Genomic DNA, 23,146 nt, shown 5'->3' with positions numbered 1-23,146 from the left:
TTGGGATTTCATCATGCTGCTTTGGCTCAGGCAATACCGGCGTCCTCTGTTGGCCGGGGACATCACTGCCGGTATCGTTGTCGCCATGATGATGGTGCCGCAAGGCATGGCCTATGCGCTGGTGGCCGGTTTGCCGCCCGTGGTGGGCATTTATGCCAGCATCCTGCCGCCCGTGCTGTACGCCTTGTTCGGCAGCAGCATGACGCAATCGGTGGGGCCCATGGCCATCGTCTCGCTGATGACGGCCGCGGCCCTCGCGCCGCTGGCCGATCCCGGCTCTTCCCTGTACATCGTGCTGGCCGCCCAGCTGGCCTTCATCAGCGGCCTGGTCCTGCTGCTGTGCGGCGTGCTGCGCCTGGGCTTCATGGCCAGTTTCCTGTCACGTCCCGTGATCAGCGGTTTCAGCAATGGCGCCGCCATCCTGATCATCTGGGGCCAGATCACGCCCTTGCTGGGCGCGAGCCTGCCCCACTGGCATCTGCCCAGCCTCGTGCTGGGGCTGTCCAGCCTGCTGTTCCTGTGGCTGGCCAAGCGCTATCTGTCGCGTCTGCTGCAGCGCTGCGGCTTGAACAAGGTGGCGGCCGACGTGGGCGCGCGCCTGGCACCCATGGCGCTGGTGCTGGCCGGCATCGCCCTGGTCGCTTATTGCGGCCTGGAAGCCATGGGCGTGCAGACGACGGGCCACGTGCCCAGCGGCTTGCCGGGCCTGAACCTGGCCACGTCGGGCGCCCATTGGCGCACCCTGCTGTCGCCGGCGCTGCTGATCGCCTTCATCATCTTTCTGATGAGCATGTCCGCCGCCCAGACCCTGGCGCAAAAGCGCGGCGAAAAACTGCACACCAACCGCGAACTGCTGGGCCTGGGCGCGGCCAATGTGGCCAGCGCGCTGTCGGGCGGCTTCCCCGTCACGGGCTCGATTTCGCGTTCGGCCGTCAATTTCCAGGCGGGCGCCAACACGCCGCTGGCCAGCATCATCACGGCCGGCTTGCTGGCGCTGGCGCTGGTGGCGCCCACGGGCTGGCTGGCCCTGCTGCCGTTGCCCGTGCTGGCGGCCACCATCATCTTTGCCGTGGCCAGCCTGCTGGACTGGGACACCTTGAAACTGTCGTGGCGCTACGACCGCAGCGATGCGCTGGCCCTGCTGGCGACGACGGCCGGCGTGCTGGTGCTGGGCGTGGAAGCGGGCGTGGTGATCGGCGTGCTGCTGTCGATGGGTACCCTGATCTGGCGCGCCAGCCGTCCGCACATCGCCGTGCTGGGACGTATCCCGAATAGCGAGCACTTCCGCAACGTGGAGCGCTATGAAGCGCAGACCCTGCCGGACGTCTTGCTGCTGCGCATAGATGCGGGCCTGTTCTTCGGCAATGTCGAGGCGGTGACGGAGCGCGTGGAAGAAGAGTTGCACGCCCATCCGACGGCGCGCCACCTGGTGCTGGTGCTGTCGGCCGTCAACCAGATCGACAGCACGGCCCTGCTGGGCTTGATCGAGCTCAATGGCGCGCTGAGCAAGCGCGGCATCAGCCTGAACCTGGCCGAAGTGAAGGGCCCCGTGATGGACCGCTTGCGCCAGAGCAGTTTATTGAAAGACCTGAGCGGCAAGCTGTACCTGAGCACGGCGCTGGCGACAAACGATTTGAGCGGGAGCAAGGCATGAGCATGGAACTGAATCTGCACGGCGAGGCACGTGCGATTGACAGCATCGCTGCGCTGGAACAAGCGCTGCAGCAGGCGCGTGCGCTGGCCCAGTGCGAGCTGTGGCTGACCCAGGCGACGGATGCGGAGCAGGGGCCGGCCCTGTGCATGCTGCGCAATGGCGGCAATGCCTGGCTGATGTATCTGTCGGGGCAGGACGACCTCAGTTATCACTCGCTGGGCGATGAGGAGGCGGATGGCGCCTGCAGCTACCTGCTGACCAATGGCCAGGTGGACGAGTATCCGGAAGCGTGGTGCATTGATGTGGAACAATGCCAACGTGCCTTCCTCGCTTTCTTCAAGACAGGCGGCGCGCAGCCGGCCGTCATTGCCTGGGAAGCCGATTGACATGCCGCACACCATCATCGCCGGCATCGACAAGGACTTGCTCGCTGCGCTGGACGCCAGGGCAGGTCTATTGACGCTGCGCGCCATCCTGCTGCGCTACCAGGCCAGCGGGGTGACGGCCGCGCAAGTGGCCGGCTTGCTGCAGGAGCTGCGTGCCGCCACGCAGGATGAGGCGCTGGAAGACACGATACTGGACGCCCTCGACATGGTGACGGGCTGGTGCGGTCCGGAGTTACGGGTATGGGACGAGGCAGGGGGCAACCGTGCATCCTGAAAAGTTCAAGCAGGTGGCGGCGCTGTCGTCCGCCGAACGCCATGCTTACTTTGTGCGCAAGGTGGCCGATACGCAAGAAGTGTGGGGCTTGCACCATGACGGCTGGGCCACGGCGCAGCTTGAGGGCAAGGTGGCGCTTCCGTTCTGGCCGGAAGCGGCGTTTGCACAGGCGTGCGCCAGCGACGACTGGGAACATTTCCAGCCGCGCGCCATCGCGCTCGATGATTTTCTGAATAAATGGCTGCCTGGCATGGCGGAGAATCACCAGCTGGCGTTCGTGTTTCCCGTGCCGCAAGGCAGCGCCAGCGTCGCGGCGCCTGGCGATTTGCTGGCGGACTTGCAGCAGGAGGCAGAACAGTATGAATAATCAGGAAGAACGCCTCGACGCCTGGTACGACGGCTCGGCCATCTGCCTGATTGCCGTCGGTGCGCAAGGCAGCCCGCTGGACCTGGGCGACGACGAAGTGTGCGCCCTGATCGCGAAGCTGCAGCAATGCCTGGCAGAGTCGGAGGCGGGCGCGGTGCCCGACTGAAGGTTCAGGCGGGCGTCAGCGCCTTTTCCATCGCCACGCTGGCCAGGCTGATGCCGCTGGGATGCGCATACGCTTCCTCGCGCAAGGCCGTAAAACCGGCCGCCGCGTAAAACGGCACGGCGTTCAGCGACGCGGACAGGTGCAGGCGGGCAATGCCGCGCCCGCGCGCCAATTGTTCCAGCGCCGCCAGCAGCCGCTTGCCGATGCCGAGTCCCGCGCGCGCGGGATCGACAAACACGGCATCGACTTCCTGTTTATTGGCGTCCAGCATGGCGTAGCCGGCGATGATCCCGCCCTGCATCGCCACGATGCCGCCACCGGCAGCCAGCATGGCGGCATAGCCGTCCGGCACGGGCGAGGCCGTCCACACGCCAATTTGCTCCGGCGCATAGTGCGTGGCGCAACTGACGCGCACAGCCACCGTGCGCAGCGCCCACAGGGCGGCGATGTCGTCGGACAGGGCGGGGCGCAGGGTGATGGTCATGGAGGCTTTCCGGGCAAAAGGGTCATGCTAGCGCAATAGCTGACATGGCGCCAGCAAGGGCTTATCAAGCCGTCATTGCGCAGGCTTGTCCGGATCGATGTAGTAGGACCCCGGCGGCGCCCCCGGCACCTTCACCCGGAACTTCAGACCCGACAACAGCTTGTCCCACAAGGCAATGGCCTCCTCATCGGTCAACGACGCGGCTTCGGCGGCACCGACCATATTGTGGGCGACTTTGGTGTACATGGATGCTTCCAGCACTGATGGATAGGCGATATCACGCGGCGTCCCTACTAATGTCCATTCGAAATCATGCACGCCATCGGTACGCCGTATCAGTGATTCCTCGCCATGCCAATGCTGCACGTCACGTTTGCCTTCGCGTAGTAGCGTGCGAGCAGGATAATTCCTGCCTTGTTGGTCTTTCGCCTGCTGGATACGAGCAAGCAATGATAATTTCCCGCGTACTTTTGCATCATATTCAGCAGGAGGATAGTCGCCGTAGGCATTTTTATTCGATGTGATGGAAAATGTCACATCTGGCAAGCTGGGGAAATATAGGCCCGCATCTGCCATTTCCTGACTCTCATACTTGTTGTCGCTCATGAAGCCATGTTTGACGCAGTACCCAGGTTCATTGGGAACTTCCTTCTCATCGCGCAGACGCAAACTATTGACGCGGAATAGCTGATTTTCGGTAGCACTTTTTATCGTTTCACCTTTTCGAATTGAACCGTCAAGAATGAATATATGCTTTCCTTTTATGACGTATGTCTTAAAGAATAGATCGTTATCTTCTTTAGAAAATTCACCGTCATAATATTGAAGTTGCCAACTATTTTCTACTGGGCCTTTTCCATTGTATGTAATTTCAGCTGTTCGGTCATTTTTTCTTATCTTCTCAATGTCTTCTTCGATGCGTTCATTCTTTTCTGATATTCCGCCCGGAATGGTTTTGATTTCCGAAAGGAGTATGGTTCCTCCTGATATTAGTTCTGCTTCTTGAGGAACCTCTACTGCATAGCGTCCGAAGCATACAATTTTTGTTTTTGAAAATAGTTTTTCCAAGCGTTTGCTAAGTTTAAAATGTCCAGGCATTATGGTCTCCTTTACTGTATTTTTTTTGGCATAGGCGGAAAGGAATGCCATCGAAATAATAGTGATCGTGAGAAGAATGATTTTCTCTATCTTATTATTCATGGCTTACCCCCATTTTGCCATCTTGGCAATTTGTACGATGGAATACAGCATGGATGCCATTACATTTGTATCGGCGTAGCTGTTCTGATGTTCATAACCATTCGCTTCTGCCATGCCATGTACGAAAAGCGTGCCTTTAATATGCCGGGCAGAACGGTCTGACGGTACCGTCCCATCACCGCGTTCACTGGCTGGCTGTAGCCTTAGTTTTAATATTTTCCCTCCGGCCTGAACAGAGAGTTGTCCTTTGGCATCATCTTCAAGTAGTTTCCATTTTTCAGGTAACGGCTCGAATTTATTCCAGGGATCATTTGAGCCACTGTGAAGGCCGTCAATCAATTTAAATACGACATCACCGTAACTTAAAAAATTTCTGGATGAACAATAGCTTGCGTAAGTATTTAGGTGGAAGGTTTTCTCTATGGATGATAAGAATTCTGCGGCGTTTTTTATTCGACGCATTGTTTTTTCTATACCGCCACCTTTTTCACGAGGGAGGTCTGCGGGGTTTACCCATTGTGGATTAATTAGCCTCCACCACGCATTGGGCGGCTGAAGGTAAATGCTCTCCAGTGCAGTGCCCTTATCGCGAGGCCAACTCCATAAAACTTTATCCTGAGCATCCACAATTTTTAGCCAATCCTGGCCATATGCCACGCCTGGCATCATTTCTAAAGGTGCTGGTGCATTTGCCAGAATTGCAGTGGCGTGTTCACCGTCAATCCCTAGAATGCTGGCCTCTATTTTTGCTATCGAACCTTCTCTTTCCTGAAAACCAAAACGCATGCGTTTATACGCCCCTGCGGCTCCAATGGTGGGCATGACGTTGTGATAAATGCCGAGGATTTTTACATCTTTATCATCAAGCATCTTTCCATAGTTGGGGTGTATCAATGCACGGGCCAGCAAGCCCCCCATGCTGTGCGTGACGATGATGACTTCGTTGCATTTGAAGCCGCGTTGCTGGTAGCCTTTGACCAGGCCGCGTAGTCGTTCTGCAATCGTGACGGCAGATTCACCATTGCTCTTGATAAAGTTGTAACCCATCGCATGCACTGGATACCAACAGGGAGAAATTTTCTTTAAATCGCTGACGCTAATGGCTTTGCCAGATGACGCGCCAAAATTTGTGGGATCTTGTAAAAGCAGTGCGCCAAGTCCACTCGACTGACGCCAGACAGGATGTGGCTTGCCGTCGGAAATCATGTTATTGAGATGCAATTCGGCAGCCCGTAGCATTGTTCCGTACGCACCAGCAAATAGCACTTCACTCCATCCTCGCCAACGGGCTATTTGAGCTGGGCTTTGATATGAGCAGGCTCTACCTTGATTCGGACGTGTTGTTGTCGCGATCCTGTTAGTGCCCATCAAAGGAGGAATCGGTGTAAAGCTGTCTGGCACATTTTGATGCCTTGCATCTGCAGCCCTGGTTTCCGCACCATCTGGATCAAAACGACTGTTGCTTTCGGTGTAATGGTAGTACTCCACCTCGGTTTCTGTGGGATCAAACACTAATTGACGCTGCCGTGGCGAAGCATCTTTGAACCAGCCACCCAAGCCATTGCCTGTGAGGACAGCCGTCTTGCCCCCCGCACCCATCATATCGTCGGGCCGCCAAGCCCGATTGTCTGGGCGGCGCAATTCTTCTTGGCGCACCTTGCTCATCCGCAGATTGCTGCCCATCACGCCTGGCAGGAAAATGACAGGAATTACTTTGCCTGGCGGCACGGTGACGTCGTGTCGAGCAGTATCTTTTGTTTCCGTCATCGAAACGGCGAGTTCCGCCCATCCTCCCACGCCCTGACCAAACTTTGCCGGGTGATTGCCGCGGTTATTCAAGTCATCGCATTTGCTCATGGCAGTTCTCCCTTGTAGCGAATGATGTAGCTGTCCATGCCAGTGGATTTTTGTAGTTGCGTGGAACCATCCTCCGCGCTTTTTCCAGCCACGTTGCCGTCATCGCGCAGGATTTCAAAAGCAATGCCAACGGCCGGCGTATCGTCGGCATTCACTAGCAAGACCTCCTGATCAAAACTGCTGTGTGGCCGTTCATTGAATTCCTGCGACACGCTCTTGGGCGCCAGGGTTTCCAGGTTGCCATTGAAGAGCACGGGGGAGGACGTGAAGAACTGCACCTTGTCGCTGATTTCCAGCATGTGGTTGGCGCCGTGCAGGCGTATGCCTTTCTTGCCCTTGATGTTGACCCAGTCCGCTTCGCTGATCAGGGACAAGACTTTCTGGGCGAGGATTTCCACCTCGTCGCTGTGGGCCTGGATGGATACCTTGCCGCTGGCGGCAATCAGTTTCATGCCGGCCTTGTGCACGAACAGGCTGAAGGTCTTGGCGATGCTGGCAAAGATGCTATCGCCGCTGGCGAGTGAAATATTCTTGCTGCTGGTGAGCGCCACGTGTTCACCAGCGGCCAGGTGAATCGACTGGGCTGTGCTCAGCTCGATGCCGGCCGGGCTGGTCAGCAGCAAATGCGGTTCGGACAGTTCCGGGAAATCGCCGCCAGCACCTTTGATGGCGGCGTTTTGCCGCTGGATGGATTCGGCGACGGCGCCTTGTTGTGCGGCGCTGTCTTGCGCGCCAGCGTCGACGGCCATGCCGGCCAAGCCTTGCTGCAACTGGCGTGCTTGCGCCAGGCGGGCCTGGGTTTCGTCGAGCTGCTTGACCGAGGCGGCGCCTGCCGGCGTTTCGGTGGTGATCAACATGCCTCTGGCGGCGCGCAAGGCGCCCCAGGCGTTGCTGGCCAATTCAAAACCCGCACCGCGCGCTTCCTTGCGTCCGGCGTTGTCGTCGATGCGCGTGATGTGACCCAATGAAAGCCGGCTGTCCTGGTGTTCGCTGCGCAGCTGTGCTTGGATCGCCCCCTTGGTATCGTCGAGGACGAGGTGGTTGGCACTGCGAGCGCCCAGTTCGCGGCTGCGCAAGCCGGACAGGGCACGTTGCTGCGGCAATTGCCAGGGCGGCGGATTGGCGCTGTTGTAGACGACACCGATGACGATGGGATGGTCGATATTGCCGTCCTGGAATTGCACGACGACTTCCTGGCCCACGCGGGGCAAGGCGATTTGTCCCATTTGCGGGCCCGCCATCGGCATCATGACCCGGATCCATGGCGAGCTGCGCTCATCGAATTCACCCAGGCGATCCCAGTGAAATTGCAGGCGGATGCGTCCCAGTGCATCGGTATGGATTTCCTCTCCGGCCGGTCCGACGACCAGCGCCGTCTGCACGCCGGCAACGATGCATGGCGTGCTGTTGTAGCCACGGCCCGGCCGCCAGCGGATGTCCCGGCGCACGCAGACCAGCTTGTTCGCGTAATGCGAGGGCGCGCTGGGGCCAGCCTGATAATTATTGCTGGCGCTGTGCTCGGCTGACAGGATCAGGTACTCGCGTTCTGCGATATTGTCCGGGCGTTCCTGGCCAGGTTGATAGCGTCTTTCCTCGGCGCTGAAATGCCCATCGAGCCGGAAGCAAAGGCCAGGCTGTGCGCTACGGTGATTGCCAGCTGCCTCGAAATACTGGCGCAGATGGTCGCTTTCTTCCATGCGGCGTTGTGCCAGTACCTCTCCATCATCGACAGTCTGATAGCCATAGGCGCCCGTGTTTTCGTACAGTTCGTGGGCAAAGACATCACCCTGGCGATTCAGGGAGTAGCCGCTGGCAAGGCGTGGCTGTGGATTTTTATAATCGAAACTGGCCAAGGTCAGCTGTCCGGAGCCGAGCCTGCGCACGGCTTGCCATTGGTGCAGGCCATCGTCTTCCATGGAACCCGATTCGGAGTGGAAACGCATGGCGCCGTTACCCGATGTTGTATCGACCATGTCAGCCAAGGTGCTATTGTCTGCGAGCCACAAGGTATGGCCATCGGCGCGGTGCGCGTACCAGTAATGCCAGCCCAGCGCTTCCCAGCGCCGGTGCAGGTGGTTGTAGTCGGTTTCATTGTGCTGGTTGGCGCAGGTGATCTGCGGGTCGTCGCCATGGATGCTGGTTTTCCAGTCGCGCTGCTCGTAGTGGGCAAACGTCGATTCAGTCAGCTGCATCACGCTTTGCCCATGGAAGGACACATTGTCCTGACGCAGCCGGGCGAAAGCCAGCCACGGTTGCAACACCATCCGGTAACACGCAAAGCCGCCATCAGCGCGCAGCAGGCAGAATTCGCCTACATAGCCGTTAAAGTGGCGCAGCGTTCCGTCGTCGCGCACCATCGAAATGGTCACCATGCGGCCCATCATGGCCTTGAGCGCGATATGCGCGTCATCGGACAGCAGCTCTGCCTCGAAGCGGAAGTCGCGCGACACTTCCTCCGTGGCCGTCAGCGAATTGACCAGCAGGATGGCGCCGGCGGGTCCGTCTTCATGGGGGAAATCGATTTTCAGCAAGCGCTGCTCTTGCGCGGCGAGGTCTGGGGCAGATAGTGTCCCCTGGATGTTTGCATGCATGGCCTGCCTCCGTTATAGCGATGAGATCAGACGAGCGCCGCAGGCTGTGGCATCGCCGTCATAGGCGTACGGCTTGCCCATGTGTTTTGCGCCGGCACCATCCGGCGTGATGGGAAAGCTGCCCTTGCACTTGGGGCAGAAGGTCGTGTCGTCGGCCAGCGCTGCGGTTTTCCCCATCACGGTGCTGCCGGACGATGCGCTGGTGACCTTGCCGCCATGATCGGTTGCGTCTCCGAGCCGGATGACGCCGCGTCCCGCATGTTTCATGATTGCCTCGCTTTCCAGATATGAACTGTTCAAGCCAGCTGCAGCAAATAACGCACCTCGGCGCCGCTTACCTTTCCTTGTGCCGCCTGCAAAAACGTCGTCCAGCCAAGGCGCCGTCTTTCTGACGGATGGGAGCTCAGGAGCAGGGGGGTAATGCAGGGCGGACTCAGTATCAGCCGCACTTCATATTGCAAGTCCGGTACACCAAACAGCGCCAGCATCTTTGCCAGTGCCGCCGCACCTGCGCTGCGTGGCAAGAAACGTTGCAGACCGGCGGGATCCAGCGGTCCGATATGCAGGCAGACGCGCATGTCATGGCGCCAAAGCCGACGGCCAAGGGTTGCGCCGCGCGCCAGAGTAAAGTTGGCACTGCCTAGCAGGCTGCGCCGATTTTTTTCCAGATAGTCCCAGCCACCGACAAATTGTTGCAGGGCGATTGATACGCCGCAATACTCGGCCAGCACGGGAGCTATCGCTTGCGCGGAGACGGGGCGGCATCGCAGCTGACCCGCGTACCAGGCCGCGACGTGCTGTGTCACGGCGTCAGCTTCGTCTGCCGATGGCAGCGCAGTGGGCTGCACACCGGCCAGTGCCGACAGCAAAGGCAGTTGCTCATCCCTTGCCTGGGTCTGGAGGGGGGATTCCAGTCGATACTTTTCCCACGACTGGTAGTACAGCGCGACCATGCGGTGCGAAAAGATATCGAGGAAAGCCTGGACGCCGGCGTCTTTGGTAAGCAAACGGTAGGCGGCGATGCGTTCCGAGTAGTGCAGGGGCAATGTGCCGCCGGTGCCCAGAAAACTCATGAACGTCGGTATCACGCTCAGCTGTTCATTGTCGTCGAGCGACAGCCTCTCGATTTCACTGGCTGGAAAACGCAATGACAAGCTGTTCTTGAAGCGCAACACCTGGCCGAAGGCCTGCGCATGGGCCACGTCCTGCCGCCGCAGCCAGCACAGCAGAATTCGCACCGCCTGCACGAATTGATAGCGGTATGGCTCGGCCAGCAAGTGCTGGATTACACCAGATTCTGCAGTCCGCTTCTTGGTTTGCATCGGATCAGCTCCTCTCCGCTTCGCAGCGACAGCACCACCAGTTCGATGAAGCTGTTGATTTGCACATACAGCCCAAGGAAGTGATCGATTACCTGCACAAACAAGTACATGCTGCTGCCGACAAACGCTTCCTCGTCCAGCGTGATGCGTACCTCCACGCCATGCGCCAGCGAGGTGCCACGCTTGTGCCGCAGCCATGTCGTGGTCGGCGCATGCGCCAGCGCGACGATGCCGTTGATCTGGCGTTGCGATGTGGCCGACTGGGACAAGTCGTACAGCGTCAGCATTTCGCGCAACCCCGGCAGGCCTTCCTGGACCAGTGCATGGTGATTCAGCGCCAGATGCGAAATCAGGCGCCAGTGCAGGCCCGCACCGGCTGAAAAGCGTCGGGGCTGGCTTGGACGCCGCAACAACTGCAGTGCCGCTCCGCCGCCGCACGGTTGCAAGTCCCCTGGTTGCTGGCCGTATTTGAGTGCAAGGGGAAGATCGCGGTTACTGCATGTCAGCGACAGCGACAGGCTGGCCTTTTCATGGATCAAGGGATTGAAGTCGCTATCGATCAGCGTGATTTTCTTTTCATGACCAGGACTTCGGATGGCCAAAGCCGTATCGTGTCGTATGACCCAGTAATGGCCTTGTTGCGCCGCACCTTCGCCATGGCGCAGGCTGTATAGCGGCCGAAATTCCGTGAGCGTGCTTTCGCCTCCCCGTTGGCGCAGCAAACGCACCGCATCGACGGTGACGATTTCGTAAGCATGCGCATGGGTGGCATGTGCCAGCACAGCGTAGTCGGTTTTCTGCCTGGTAACGGAGATCGGCACGCCTTCCTGGCGGAAAAGATTGACCGCCGGACTGCAGCCCAGCTTTAAGTGTTCGCTGGAGAGGCTGGACAACATGCGTGCCGTAGCGGAATCGGGGCGCAGACCGGCCATGCACAGATGCAGGGTAAAGCGCTGGCAGTCAGGCGGCAGGGCAGAGCTCAGCGCTGCGATATCGATGTCAAAGAAATTGAATTTTTCCGGATACACAAAAAACTCGCTCAGGATGCGGTACGCCGGCTGCGATCGAGCGCCGAAAGGTATCAAGGCATCCGTATCGGCGAAGCCGACAGGCGTCAAAGGCACGGCGGGCAATGCCGTCCATTGCAGCGCGTCGACTGAAACGAAGGCGCAGACCGTCTGCATGAACAGGGCATCGCGCAATGCGGCGGAAAAGGATGCTTCGCTATCGATGAAAACGCGCAGCGATGCGGGTGCGGCGCCGAGGTGCCGGATGCCGATGTTCAGCGAGGAACTCGCTGATGCTGGCAGGCGCACGCCTGGTGGCGCCTTGATCATCGCATCGAAGACCGCGCTTTCCAGTAGCGATGCACCTGTTGTCATGTCGTACACCGTCTTGAAGCGGCAGCGCACGCCGCGCACGGGCGTCGAGTCCATTTCACTGCCGGCCGGCAGGTGCAATACCCCCGCTCCTGCCGCCGGGTCGGACTGGCGCACGATGGTGCACGATGGGAAGGGCCGCAGATAATGCGGGAACAGGGCTTCGAACAAGGCTTCGGTAAATTGCGGATAGTCGTCATCGAGCCGTTTTGAAATGCGTGCCGCCAGCATGGCCACCGATTCGATCAAGTGTTCGACGTGCGGATCTTCGCAAGACTCGCCGGACAGGTGTAATTTGCCAGCGATCTTCGGATAGCGTTCGGAGAACTCGCGGCAATGTCGCCGCAGCATTACCAGTTCGCGTTCGAAATACGGCAGCAAGTCCTCCATCTCTATCTTCCCTCCCTGGCGTCTTTGCGGCGGAACGGTCAGTATCCGAGTGTTTTCTCAAAGGCAAATTGCGTTTGCGCAAATAATTGAACGAGGTTGCTGCGCAACATCAAGGACTTCTCAGCTGGCAACATCAGACTGGCAAGGTAGCAAGATTTCAATGGTCAACATGGAGAAAGCAATGACTTTGCCATCCAAATTACTTTGGTCCGAGGGCCTGGCTATCGGTCCCCAGCAATTCCAGCAACTGGACCGCTACCATGAAGCGCGCCTGCAACGTCTGGCGTCATTGATTAATCCACATTTATGGGGCGTGCATGGCGTCAGCTGGAATGCGGATGCATTGGCCAACAATAGCTTGCGGGCAGACGCCATGTCGCTTGTCTTTCAGGATGGCGAGATATTTGACGCTCCGCTTGGCGATGTCTTGCCTGGTGCGGTCGACCTGTCCAAGTTGCCTTCCGGCGAACATAGTTTTACTTTCTATGCCGCGCTGCCGACGCTGCAGGCCCATGGCGGCAATTTGAACTCTGCCGGCGCGCGCTATGCCCAGGCGGATATCGAAACCCCGGACCTGTACAGTGAGGCAGTCAGCATAGACGTGGCTTATCTGAAAAAACGCGTGTATCTGCTGTCGCACCTGGATCCCCTGAGTGATTACCTTGCCATCCCGGTCATCCGTTTATACCGTGCAGGCAATGGCAGCTTCGAAGTTGATACCTCCTTCATTCCGCCTGGCCTGACCATCAGCGCCGAATCCTCGCTGGCGAAAATGCTCGATTCGCTGATCGACCGCATGGGGGCGAAAATTGAAGCGCTGTACAGCCGCCATCGTCAGCCCGGTAAAAATACGGTTGAATTTCATGGCGGGGATGTTTCCTCGTTCTGGATGCTCAATACCTTGAGCACGGCCAGCGCCACGCTCAGTCATTGCGCCAGTTACCGGCGCCACCATCCCGTGTATTTGTTTGAAAAATTGATGGCGTTGGCCGGCGGCTTGATGACGTTTTCTAAAAAATACGCACTGAGCGACTTGCCGGCTTATTGTCACGATGACGCGGCTCCCGGTTTCGGCAAGCTCGATGGCATCATTCGCGACCTGATCGATACGGTGCTCCTGTCGCGTTACTTCCCGATTGCGCTGTCCAACGATATGCAACAAAACACCCACTATCACGGTTTGCTCGATGCCACGCGCATTGACCGGCAGACGGAACTTTGTCTTGCGGTAAACGCCGATATGCCGGCGCTGGAACTGGTCGCCACCGTGCCGTTGCAATTCAAAATTTCGTCTCCGGACAATATCGAACTATTGCTGGGCCGGGCGCTCCCGGGGGCTGAATTGCGCCATATGGCCCAAGTGCCCGCCGAGGTACCGGTGCGGCCCAATACCTACTACTTTTCGATTGACAACAAAAGCAGTATTTATGACAGCATGATCAAGGCCCAGGCGATTGCGATTTATGTGCCGTCTGGCATAAAAGGGCTGAAGCTGGAATTGTTCGGCATCAGCGGCACCGCCGCGTAACGATGGTCGGCATTGCGAGCGGGCGCATTGTGAAAAGATTGCCCGAAGGAATAGACTTGCCCCTGCAGTTGACGTTATCATGTTTTTGTAAGTGTCGGTGGCTGATCCGTCGGCGCATAGTTGAAACATGGTGACAGGCGAGAGTGAGCATGGGCATGGCGAATGATGCGTGATGTGTCGGGCGGCTTGCGGCCTGGTGGCGGGATGGGCAGGGCGGTGCGCCGCTGCGGCCGCGCCTTGCTGCTGGCGTTCTGTGTCGCCGCGCCGCCTGTGGCCTTGTCGGCCGCGCCACCGCCGCAGCACGGCCAGCGCGTGCTGTTCCTCAATGCTTACGATTATGGCCGCGCCGGCGTGGAATCGTACACGCGCACCTATGTGGCCGCCATGGTGGCCGCGGGCCTGGCCAGCGAAGACATCATGGTCGAGCACCTGAACCTCAATACCCAGGGCGACCCGGCGCTGCGTAACGAGATGCGCGATTTGTTGCTTTTAAGATACACCCAGATGATGGGGCGCAAGGCCGACCTGATCATCGCCATGCAGCAGCCGGCGCTCGATTTCCTGTTGTCGGACCTGGCGCCGCTGGCGCGCGGCGTGCCCGTGCTGGCGATCAACACCTCGGGCAAGGCCTTGCCGGCCGGCAGCCCGCTGGCCATCTGGCAGCAAAAGGCGAATGTGGATTTTCCCGGCACCCTGGCGCAAGCCATGGCGCTGTTCCCGGAGACCAAGACCATCGTCATGGCCGTCGGCGCCAGCGAAGCCGACCAGGCCCTGAAGCGCAGCATGCAGCAGGCGGCGCAGGCGTGGCAGGGCAAGGTGGCCATGCGCTATCTCGACGACTTGAGCCTGGAACAGATGCGCGCGGCGGTGGCGCACCTGCCTGCCGACACGCTGCTGGTGGCGGGCAATGTCAACCGCGACGTGGATGGCGCCATCGCCACGCCCGTGCAGTTTTCCGCGCAGCTGGCGCAGCTGGCCAACGTCCCCACCTTCGGCATGTATAACGCGACGGTCGGCAAGGGCATCCTGGGCGGCTCCATCCTGCACATCGAACGGGCCGCGCAGCAGGTGGCGCAGATGTCGCTGGCCATGCTGGCAGGCAAGGCGCCTGTCGCGCCGGGCGCCTTGCTGCCGCCGGCCCATCCGGTGCCCATGTACGACTGGGAACAGTTGCAACGCTGGGATGCCGATATCAGCCGCCTGCCGCCGAACACCCTGTTCATTAACCGGCCGCCGCAGCTGTGGCATGAGCACCGCGTCGCCGTGCTGCTGGTGGGCGGCGTCTTCATCGTGATGGCCGGCTTGCTGAGCGCCTTGCTGCTGCAGCGGCGGCGTCTGCGCCGCGCCGAGAGCGAGGCGCGCGAGAGCGAACAGCGCTTCCGGATCCTGGTCGAGCATGCGCCCGAAGCCATCGTCGTGTACGACCTGGACCTGGACCGTTTCATCGACGCCAACAGCAGCGCGCAGCGCATGCTGGGCCTGTCGCGCGAAGCATTGCTGCGCAAGGGACCCTTCGACCTGTACAGCGCGGAGCAGCCCGACGCCTTGCCGCTGGGCCTGATGGTGGAAGAACACTTGCGCCGCGCCATGCTGGGCGAACCCATCCTCGTCGAGCGCAATGTGCGGCGTGCCGACGGCAGCGTGTTTCCCTGCGAAGTGCGGCTGGTCAAACTGCCCATGGAAGGGCGGCGCCTGGTGCGCAGCGGCATCGTCGACATTTCCGAGCGCAAGCACAGCGAGCAGGAGTTGCTCGGTTACCGCGACCACCTGGAAGAACTGGTGCAGCAGCGCACGGCCGCCCTGTCCGTGGCCGTCACCGAAGCCGAATCGGCGAACCGCGCGAAGAGCGTGTTCCTGGCCAACATGAGCCACGAATTGCGCACGCCCTTGAATTCCGTGATCGGTTTTTCGCAGATGATGGCCGATTCGAGCAGCATGTTCGAGGAAGAAAAGCATAACCTGGCCATCATCAACCGCGCCGGCCACCATTTGCTCACCCTAATCAACGACATCCTGGAACTGTCGAAAATCGAGGCGGGCCGCATGCAGCTGCAAGCGGGGCCCGTGGACTTGAATGGCTTGCTCGACGAGGTGCTGGAAATGGTGCGCATGCGTTCGCGCGACCAGGGCATCGCGCTGCGGCTCGAGCGTTCCGGCGTACCGCCGCTGGTGCGCCTTGATGGCGCCAAGCTGCGCCAGGTGCTGCTCAATTTGTTGTCGAACGCGCTCAAGTTCATCGAGCAGGGCAGCGTGACCCTGTCGCTGGCGTGCCAGGCGGCAGACGATGGGCAGGTGGCGCTGGCGTTTGCCGTGCGCGATACGGGCAGCGGCATCGCGGAAGAAGACCTGGAGCGCATCTTTGAACCGTTCGTGCAGGCCGACAGCGCCGTGGCGCAGGCCGGCACGGGGCTGGGGCTGACGATTTCGCGCGAATTCGTGCGCCTGATGGGGGGCGAACTGCGCGTCGATTCCACCTTGGGAGAGGGCTCCGTCTTCCGCTTCGACCTGCGCGCGCCCGTGCTGCAGCAGCCGGCCATCGCGGCGCTGGCGCCGGGCCGCGTGGCGCGCCTGCCGCCGGCCCAGCGTGGGCGCATGGTGCTGCTGGTCGACGATGACGACAACTGCCGCAAGCTGCTGGCCGGCTTGCTGGCGCCGCTGGGCTTCCAGCTGCAGGAAGCGGCGGGCGGCGCGCAGGCGCAAGCGATGCTGGCGGCGCAGCGCTACGACATGGTGCTCAGCGACTGGCGCATGCCGGACATGGACGGCCTGGCGCTGACGCGCTGGCTGCGCGCACAAACGGCGCTGGCGCAACCGCGGCTGGTGATCATGACGGCGTCCGCCTTCGAGGAAGAAAAGCAGGAGGCGCTGGCGGCCGGCGCCGACGGCTTCCTGCGCAAGCCGATCGAGCAGGAACACCTGTTCGCCATGCTGGAGCAGCAACTGGGCGTGCGCTTCCAGCGCACGGCCGCCGCGGCGCCGCGCGTGCCGGCGGCCGTCTTTGACCTGCAGCAGGCGCTGGGCCAGCTGGGCGCGGCCGAGCGGCAGGCGCTGCTCGAATCGGTGCAAGCCCTCGACTTGCGGCGCAGCGCCATCGTGCTGGCCGGCGTGGCGACCAGCCTGCCGCAGCTGGCCGCGCATATCGCCGCCATGCTGGAACAGCACCAGTACCAGCCCCTGTGCGCCTTGCTGGCGCAGCTGGCCGGCGAGCCGCAGGGCGAAGACGCATGACGATGCATGTACCCAAAGGCGAGCGCCTGGGCGGCGTATCCATCGTGCTGGCCGTCAGCGTGGCCCTGACCTTTGTCGTCACCGTGCTGCTGCTGGTGTTTGCCGTGCTGTTTTACCAGTCAGAACGCGAGCAGCGCTGGCAGCAGCTGCACCGCAGCCTGGCTGTGAGCGCCGACCAGCTGGCCGTGGCCATCGAACTGCCCTTGTGGAATCTCGACGAAAAGCAGATGCAGGCCATCATGCGCAGCATGCTGGGCAAGCGCGACCTGGTGGCCAGCTCCCTCACGCCGGGCATCGGCAAGGAAGCGCTGGTCCTGCGCCGTAATGGGGACGGCGCCATCGACAGCCTCTCCACGCTGTCCGCCGAACCCGACTGGCTGGTGCAGCGGCGCCCCGTGACGATAGGCGGGCAAGTCATCGGCAGCGTTGCCGTTTACGCGACGCCGGCGCTGCTGCATGCGCAGCTGCAGCAGCGCGCGCTGGGCATCGGCGCCATGATCGTGGCGCTCGACGTGATCCTGGTGGCCAGCATCTGGCTGCTCATGTGGTGTTTGATGCTCAAGCCCCTGAAGGCGATCGGCCAGTACGCGGCAGGCGTCAAGGCGGGGCAGGGCGAAGCGTTCGGCACGCCGCCGAAAGCGTGGTTCCTGGGCGAGCTGCGCACCCTGTACCGCTCCATCCGCGACATGGTGGCGCTGCTCGACAGCCGCTACCGCGCCCTGCAGCGCAGCGAGGAGCGCGTGCAGATGGCCACGGGCGCGGCCAGCATCGGCATCTGGGACTGGAACGTCTGCAGCGACGCATTGCAGTGGGATGAGCAGATGTACGCGCAGTTCAAGGCCGATGCGGCCAGCGGCATGTCGCCGGCGGCGATCTGGCGCGCGGCGCTGATGCCGGACGACGTGCCGGCCGCGAAGGAAGCCCTGCGCGCCGCGCTGGGCGCCGGCCAGGCATTCACGCACGAATACCGCATCCTGTGGCCCGATGGCACCGTCCGCTATATCAAGGCCGATGCCGTGATCTTCCGCGACGGGCTGGGCCAGCCCATGCGCCTGGTGGGCTCCAACTACGACATCACGGCGCACCGCGAAGCCGAACTGGAACTGCTGCGCCACCGCCACCACCTGGAAGAACTGGTGGCCGAGCGCACGAGCGCCTTGTCGGTGGCCGTCAGCCAGGCGCAGGCGGCAAACCGCGCGAAGAGCACCTTCCTGGCGAACATGAGCCATGAACTGCGCACGCCCCTGAATTCCGTGATCGGCTTTTCGCGCCTGATGGCTGCCTCGCCCAATATGCAGGACGATGAAAAGCGCAACCTGGCCATCATCCACCGCTCCGGCAATCATTTGCTCACCCTGATCAATGAAATCCTCGAACTGTCGAAGGGCGAGGCGGGGCGTCTGCAGGCGCAGACGGCCGTGGTGGCGCTGGCGCCCCTGCTGCAGGAAGTGATGGACATGCTGGGCATGCGCGCCGAGCAGCAGGGCCTGGCCCTGCGCCTCGATTGCGCGGACCTGCCGGCGGCGGTGCTGCTGGACGCGACGCGCCTGCGCCAGGTGCTGCTGAACCTGATGTCGAACGCCGTCAAGTTCGCCGGCAGCGGCAAGGTCACCTTGCGCGTGCGCGGCGAGCGGCGCGACGGCGATCAATGGATGCTGTCGTTCGCCGTCAGCGACACGGGCATCGGCATCGCCGCGGAAGACCAGCAGCGCATCTTCGAGCCTTTCGTGCAGGCCGACAGCGCGGGACCGAAGGATGGCACGGGCCTGGGCCTGGCCATTTCGCGCGAATTCGTGCAGCTGATGAAAGGCGAACTGACGGTGACGTCCCTGCCGGGGCAGGGCGCCACCTTCCGTTTCAGCATACCCGCGCAGGCGGCCCAGGCGCCCGTGCCGGCACCCGTGCCGCAGTCCATGCCGGCGCTGGCGCAGCTGCCGCCGGCATTGCAGGCGACGGACCTGCAGCTGCTGGCCCCGGAAGAGCGCGCAGCCTTGCTGGTGGCGCTGCGCGAATTGAACCTGGCCAGGGTGGCCCTGTTGCTGGCGGCCCTGCCTGCGGCGGCAGCGCCCGTGCTGGCGCCGCTGCAAGCCATGCTCGACCAGCATCAGTACCGCCAGCTGTGCGTCTTGCTGGAGGACGAGGGTGTGCTGGCGCACACGTGAAAGTGTGGGCTGACAACATCGGATTCGATGAAAAGACGGCCAAAATGCCGTGGATGGATGGTGCTAAATTGCAATAAAGATTATGATGATGGTACGTAGTTCATCGCAAAGAAATGTCTTGTCCAGCGTGGCAACCGACCGCCGCGCCTCATCCAAAGCTGAGAGAACTGCTACATGCACCGCGATTTTTCGGAAGTGAATTCGAAGGGCGAAGTACTGATCGTTGAAGATACGCCCGCTTCGCTGAAGCTGTTGAGCGATTTGCTGGGCGGCGCCGGCTATGCGGTGCGCCAGGCGCCGAACGGCGAACTGGCCCTGTGGACGGCCCAGGCGCGCCCGCCGGAGCTGATCCTGCTCGACGTGCGCATGCCGGGCCTCGACGGCTTTGAAGTGTGCCGCCGCCTGAAGGAAATTCCCTCGCTGCGCCAGGTGCCCGTGATCTTCCTGTCGGCCCAGTACGATACGGACGACAAGGTGCGCGGCTTTGCGCTGGGCGCCGTCGACTTCATCGCCAAACCGTTCCAGGCCGAGGAAATCCTGGCCCGCACCGATGCGCACGTGCGCCTGGCGCGGGCGCAGCTGCAGCTGGCGCAGGAGCGCGCCAACCTCGAGCGGCGCGTGGCCGAACGCACGGCCGAACTGGAGCAGGTGGCCAGCACCCTGGCGCGCGAAGTGCAGATCCGCCGCGCCAACGAGGAATTGCTGCGCCTTTCCGGCCAGGTCTTCGAGGCCACCCAGGACGCCATCCTGATCACGGATTCGGCCGGCGTCATCGTCACGGCCAATCCCGCCTTTACGCGCATTACCGGCTACGCGGCGCAGGAAGTGGTGGGCACGGACATCATGCGCCTGCATGCGGAATACACGGGCGAAGCGGTGCTGCTGGCCATGCGCCAGGGCCTGCGCAGCAGCGGCTGCTGGTCGGGCGAAGTGCAGACGCGGCGCAAGAGCGGCGACACCTATCCCTGCCTGCTCAGCGTCTCCACCGTGCATGGCCCCGACGGCGCCGTCGTCAACTACGTGGGCGTCTTCCTCGATATCAGCGAGCGCAAGGCCGAGCAGCACCTGATCGATTTCCTTTCCTACCACGATGCGCTGACGGGCTTGCCGAACCGCGTGCTGCTGCGCGAACGCTTCGAGCAGGCGCGCGCGAACGCCGTGCGCGACGGCCAGCAGGTGGTGCTGATGTGCCTGGACCTGGACCGCTTCAAGAACATCAACGATTCGCACGGCCAGGCCGTGGGCGACAAGGCGCTGCAGGTGGTGGCGCGCTTCCTGTCCGGCTGCGTGCGCGAAGGCGACACGGTGGTGCGCCAGGGCGGCGACGAATTCCAGATCCTGCTGCAGGACGACGCCCTGCTGGGGCGCACCCTGGGGCTGGCGCAAACCATCCTGGCCGGCTTGCGCGAAGAACTCAGCGTCGATGGCGAGCGCCTGGCGCTGACCACCAGCATCGGCATCGCCATGTGCCCGGCCGACGGCGACAGCCTCGATGACGTGCTGCGCCACGCGGACACGGCCCTGGTGCGCGCCAAGGAAATGGGGCGCGACCACTACGCCTTCTTCACGGAGCGCATGGGCAGCGATATCCGCGCCCGCCTGGCCATGCAGCAGCAGCTGCGCGGCGCCATCGGCCGCGACGAATTCGAAGTGCACTACCAGCCGCAGATGTGTTTGCGCACGGGCGCCATGCTGGGCGCGGAAGCCTTGCTGCGCTGGGATAACCCCGTGCTGGGCAAGGTGCCGCCCGGCCTGTTCATCGCGCTGGCCGAGGAATACGGCCTGATCACGGCCATCGGCGAATGGGTGCTGGAAAGCGTGTGCGCGCAGATCCGCGCCTGGCACGACGCGGGCCTGGGCAGCATCAAGGTGGCCGTCAACCTGTCGGGCAAGCAGTTCGCGCAGGACCGCACGGTGCCGTTCGTCGAGGCGGCCCTGCGCAAGTACGGCATCGCGCCCGCCTGCCTGGGCATCGAGATCACGGAAAGCACGGTGATGGGCGACCCGGACAAGGCGGTGGCGGCCCTCACGCGCCTGAAGGATATCGGCGTGGGCATTTCGCTCGACGATTTCGGCACCGGCTATTCCAGCCTGGGCTACCTGAAGCGCTTTCCCATCGACGTGCTGAAGATCGACAAATCGTTCGTCGATGACGTCACCACCAGCAGCAGCGACGCGGCCATCGCCCGTTCCGTCATCTCGCTGGCGCACAACCTGGACATGCGCGTCATCGCCGAAGGCGTGGAAACGCGCGAACAGGTCGATTTCCTGACCGAGCATGGCTGCGATGAAATGCAGGGCTATTATTTCAGCCGGCCCCTGGCCGCCGACGCCTTGACGGCGCTGCTGCGCGAACGGCGCACCCTGGCCGTCGCCTAGACGCGCACAGCGCCGCGGCGTGCACGCATGGCTGCACCATGCTGGTGCACCTGCCGCGTGACGGTGCGCAATTCTCACCTTTTCCCCGTGTAGCGCTGGCACATATCCTGCTTTGTTTGTCGTATCTTCATACGATTGCGACGCATGCCAGACAGCACCCATTCCATCCTGCCTCCCGGCGCCAGCGCGCATAGCGCCTGGCACGCGCAGCTGCGCCTGGGATTTGCCTGGCACGATGGCGTCAGTCGCCTGGTCGAGCGCACGCACAGCGGCCCCCTGCGCGTGCAAAAGCCCCTGTATCCGGAAGGCGATGCCGTCTGCCACGCCATCATCATCCACCCGCCCGGCGGCGTGGTGGGCGGCGACCAGCTGGCCGTCGACGCTACGGCGGGCGAGGGCGCGCACGCCTTGCTCACGTCTCCGGGCGCCGCCAAATGGTACCGCGCGAACGGCCACGTCTCGGGCCAGCACATCGCGCTGCGCGCGGGCAGCGGCGCCGCCATCGAGTGGCTGCCGCAGGAAAGCATCTTCTTCGACCAGGCTTGCGTGCGCCTGCGCCATGAGGTGGAACTGGCGGCGGACGCGGGCTACATCGGCTGCGACATCGTCTGCCTGGGCCGCAGCGCCTCGGGCGAAATTTTCAACACCGGCAGCATCAGCCAGCAGGTGCAGATACGCCGCGGCGGCAAGCTGCTGTGGTGGGAGCAGGGCGTGCTGGCCGCCGGCGGCGTCCTGATGGCCAGCCCCCTGGGATGGGCGGGCCACACGGTATGCGCCACCCTGATCGCCGTTGGCCGCCCCCTGACGCCCGCCGTGCTGGCTGCCTTGCGCGAGATCGCCGTGCCGGCCGGCGCCCTGTTTGGCGCCACGCAGATGAAATCGCTGGTGGTGGTGCGCCTGCTGTGCGGCGACAGCGAGGCGGCGCGCCGCGTCATGCTGGCCGCCTGGCAGCTGCTGCGCCCCGCCGCGCTGGGGCGCGCCGCCGTCGTGCCCCGCATCTGGAACACTTAGCATCTGGAACACTTATTCAGGAAAGAAACGCAAGGAAAACCATGGACCTGACTCCCCGCGAAAAAGACAAGCTGCTCATTTTTACGGCCGCGCTGCTGGCCGAACGGCGCCTGGCGCGCGGCTTGAAACTCAATTATCCGGAAGCGGTGGCCCTGATCAGCGCCGCCATCATGGAAGGGGCACGCGATGGAAAATCCGTGGCGCAGCTGATGTCGGACGGTACGAAAATACTGTCGCGCGCCGACGTCATGGACGGCATCGCCGAGATGATCCCCGATATCCAGGTGGAGGCGACTTTCCCCGATGGCAGCAAGCTGGTGACCGTGCACCACCCGATACCGTAGTTTTTTGACCGGCCAGGGCGCCACCCGCGCCCTGGCTGTTTTTGCGCTGGCGACCCGCCGGCAAGCGTAACGCGATCCTTGAAGGAGCCATTCATGACACCAGGCGAATACAAATTGGAAGAAGGCGAAATCAGCCTCAATGCGGGCCGCGCCACGGCCACCGTGGTGGTGGCCAACCGGGGCGACCGGCCCATCCAGGTGGGCTCGCATTTCCACTTTTTCGAGGTCAACCCGGCGCTGGCCTTCGAGCGCTGGCGCGCCTACGGCATGCGCCTGAACATCACGGCCGGCACGGCCGTGCGCTTCGAACCGGGCCAGCAGCGCACGGTGGAACTGGTGGCGCTGGCGGGCAAGCGCAAGGTCTACGGCTTCAATGGCGAAGTGATGGGCGAACTGCAAGACACTCCACCAGGAAAGGATTGAG

Annotated in this window: 19 protein-coding genes; 12 read left to right on the top strand and 7 right to left on the bottom strand. The window is 62.0% G+C overall.

Going from position 1 to position 23,146, the window contains the following annotated elements; translation table 11 throughout:
• Window positions 1–13 precede the first annotated feature (13 nt).
• Genes GCN75_RS10010 through GCN75_RS29155 form a run of 5 tightly spaced genes read left to right on the top strand, consistent with a single transcriptional unit; the run spans window position 14 to window position 2,847 of the window.
• Entirely contained in the window at window positions 14–1,654 is a 1,641-nt protein-coding gene (locus tag GCN75_RS10010; protein WP_152282391.1) for a SulP family inorganic anion transporter, read from the top strand.
• On the top strand, window positions 1,651–2,040 hold the full coding sequence (locus tag GCN75_RS10005; protein ID WP_152282390.1) for an Imm1 family immunity protein: 390 nt from the start codon (window positions 1,651–1,653) through the stop codon (window positions 2,038–2,040). Before GCN75_RS10010 ends, GCN75_RS10005 begins: the two co-directional genes overlap by 4 nt.
• Window position 2,041: 1 nt before the next feature.
• Window positions 2,042–2,314 carry a hypothetical protein gene (locus GCN75_RS10000; RefSeq protein ID WP_152282389.1) on the top strand — a complete coding sequence of 91 codons (273 nt, stop codon included), beginning with the start codon at window positions 2,042–2,044 and terminating at the stop codon, window positions 2,312–2,314.
• Window positions 2,304–2,681 carry a DUF2750 domain-containing protein gene (locus GCN75_RS09995; RefSeq protein WP_152282388.1) on the top strand — a complete coding sequence of 126 codons (378 nt, stop codon included), beginning with the start codon at window positions 2,304–2,306 and terminating at the stop codon, window positions 2,679–2,681. The genes GCN75_RS10000 and GCN75_RS09995 overlap by 11 nt, the downstream gene beginning before the upstream one ends.
• A complete protein-coding gene (locus GCN75_RS29155) occupies window positions 2,674–2,847 on the top strand; it encodes a hypothetical protein (RefSeq protein ID WP_193317440.1) in 174 nt (57 codons plus the stop codon). The genes GCN75_RS09995 and GCN75_RS29155 overlap by 8 nt, the downstream gene beginning before the upstream one ends.
• A gap of 4 nt (window positions 2,848–2,851) precedes the next feature.
• Here the strand turns inward: GCN75_RS29155 and GCN75_RS09990 are convergent, their stop codons facing one another.
• The 7 genes from GCN75_RS09990 to tssF form a co-directional block, all read right to left on the bottom strand.
• A complete protein-coding gene (locus GCN75_RS09990) occupies window positions 2,852–3,331 on the bottom strand; it encodes a GNAT family N-acetyltransferase (protein WP_152282387.1) in 480 nt (159 codons plus the stop codon).
• 72 nt (window positions 3,332–3,403) lie between these two features.
• Window positions 3,404–4,531, bottom strand: a complete 1,128-nt coding sequence (locus tag GCN75_RS29150; protein WP_226941254.1) for a T6SS immunity protein Tli4 family protein — start codon at window positions 4,529–4,531, stop codon at window positions 3,404–3,406.
• A 3-nt stretch (window positions 4,532–4,534) separates the two neighbouring features.
• Window positions 4,535–6,388: an esterase/lipase family protein gene (locus GCN75_RS09980; protein WP_152282386.1), complete on the bottom strand. Its 1,854-nt coding sequence runs from the start codon at window positions 6,386–6,388 to the stop codon at window positions 4,535–4,537.
• On the bottom strand, window positions 6,385–8,979 hold the full coding sequence (locus GCN75_RS09975; RefSeq protein WP_152282385.1) for a type VI secretion system Vgr family protein: 2,595 nt from the start codon (window positions 8,977–8,979) through the stop codon (window positions 6,385–6,387). Before GCN75_RS09975 ends, GCN75_RS09980 begins: the two co-directional genes overlap by 4 nt.
• Before the next feature lie 12 nt (window positions 8,980–8,991).
• Window positions 8,992–9,246, bottom strand: a complete 255-nt coding sequence (locus GCN75_RS09970; RefSeq protein WP_152282501.1) for a PAAR domain-containing protein — start codon at window positions 9,244–9,246, stop codon at window positions 8,992–8,994.
• Window positions 9,247–9,275: 29 nt separating this feature from the next.
• Window positions 9,276–10,301 (bottom strand): type VI secretion system baseplate subunit TssG, encoded by a 1,026-nt coding sequence (tssG, locus tag GCN75_RS09965; protein WP_152282384.1) that lies wholly within the window; start codon window positions 10,299–10,301, stop codon window positions 9,276–9,278.
• The gene (gene tssF / locus GCN75_RS09960) at window positions 10,265–12,070 is read right to left on the bottom strand and encodes a type VI secretion system baseplate subunit TssF (protein ID WP_152282383.1); all 1,806 of its coding nucleotides are present in this window, start codon (window positions 12,068–12,070) and stop codon (window positions 10,265–10,267) included. The genes tssG and tssF overlap by 37 nt, the downstream gene beginning before the upstream one ends.
• A gap of 181 nt (window positions 12,071–12,251) precedes the next feature.
• Between tssF and tssK the strand changes: the two genes are divergently transcribed.
• The 7 genes from tssK (at window position 12,252) to GCN75_RS09925 (ending at window position 23,145) form a co-directional block, all read left to right on the top strand.
• Window positions 12,252–13,598, top strand: a complete 1,347-nt coding sequence (tssK, locus tag GCN75_RS09955) for a type VI secretion system baseplate subunit TssK (protein WP_152282382.1) — start codon at window positions 12,252–12,254, stop codon at window positions 13,596–13,598.
• A 162-nt stretch (window positions 13,599–13,760) separates the two neighbouring features.
• Window positions 13,761–16,826, top strand: coding sequence for a sensor histidine kinase (locus GCN75_RS09950; protein ID WP_152282381.1), 3,066 nt, complete (start codon window positions 13,761–13,763; stop codon window positions 16,824–16,826).
• Complete coding sequence (locus GCN75_RS09945; RefSeq protein ID WP_152282380.1) at window positions 16,823–18,988, top strand: sensor histidine kinase; 2,166 nt, start codon at window positions 16,823–16,825, stop codon at window positions 18,986–18,988. The genes GCN75_RS09950 and GCN75_RS09945 overlap by 4 nt, the downstream gene beginning before the upstream one ends.
• A 174-nt stretch (window positions 18,989–19,162) precedes the next feature.
• Complete coding sequence (locus tag GCN75_RS09940) at window positions 19,163–21,367, top strand: EAL domain-containing response regulator (RefSeq protein ID WP_152282379.1); 2,205 nt, start codon at window positions 19,163–19,165, stop codon at window positions 21,365–21,367.
• Between the two features lie 144 nt (window positions 21,368–21,511).
• Window positions 21,512–22,378, top strand: coding sequence for an urease accessory protein UreD (locus tag GCN75_RS09935; protein WP_193317439.1), 867 nt, complete (start codon window positions 21,512–21,514; stop codon window positions 22,376–22,378).
• A 41-nt stretch (window positions 22,379–22,419) separates the two neighbouring features.
• Window positions 22,420–22,722: an urease subunit gamma gene (locus GCN75_RS09930; protein ID WP_034751936.1), complete on the top strand. Its 303-nt coding sequence runs from the start codon at window positions 22,420–22,422 to the stop codon at window positions 22,720–22,722.
• A gap of 93 nt (window positions 22,723–22,815) precedes the next feature.
• Complete coding sequence (locus GCN75_RS09925) at window positions 22,816–23,145, top strand: urease subunit beta (protein WP_152282378.1); 330 nt, start codon at window positions 22,816–22,818, stop codon at window positions 23,143–23,145.
• The last annotated feature ends 1 nt before the right edge of the window (window position 23,146 follow it).

The sequence above is a fragment of the Janthinobacterium violaceinigrum genome (assembly GCF_009208555.1).
Taxonomy (GTDB): Bacteria; Pseudomonadota; Gammaproteobacteria; order Burkholderiales; family Burkholderiaceae_D; genus Janthinobacterium; species Janthinobacterium violaceinigrum.
This window is presented reverse-complemented; position numbering and strand designations above follow the sequence as displayed.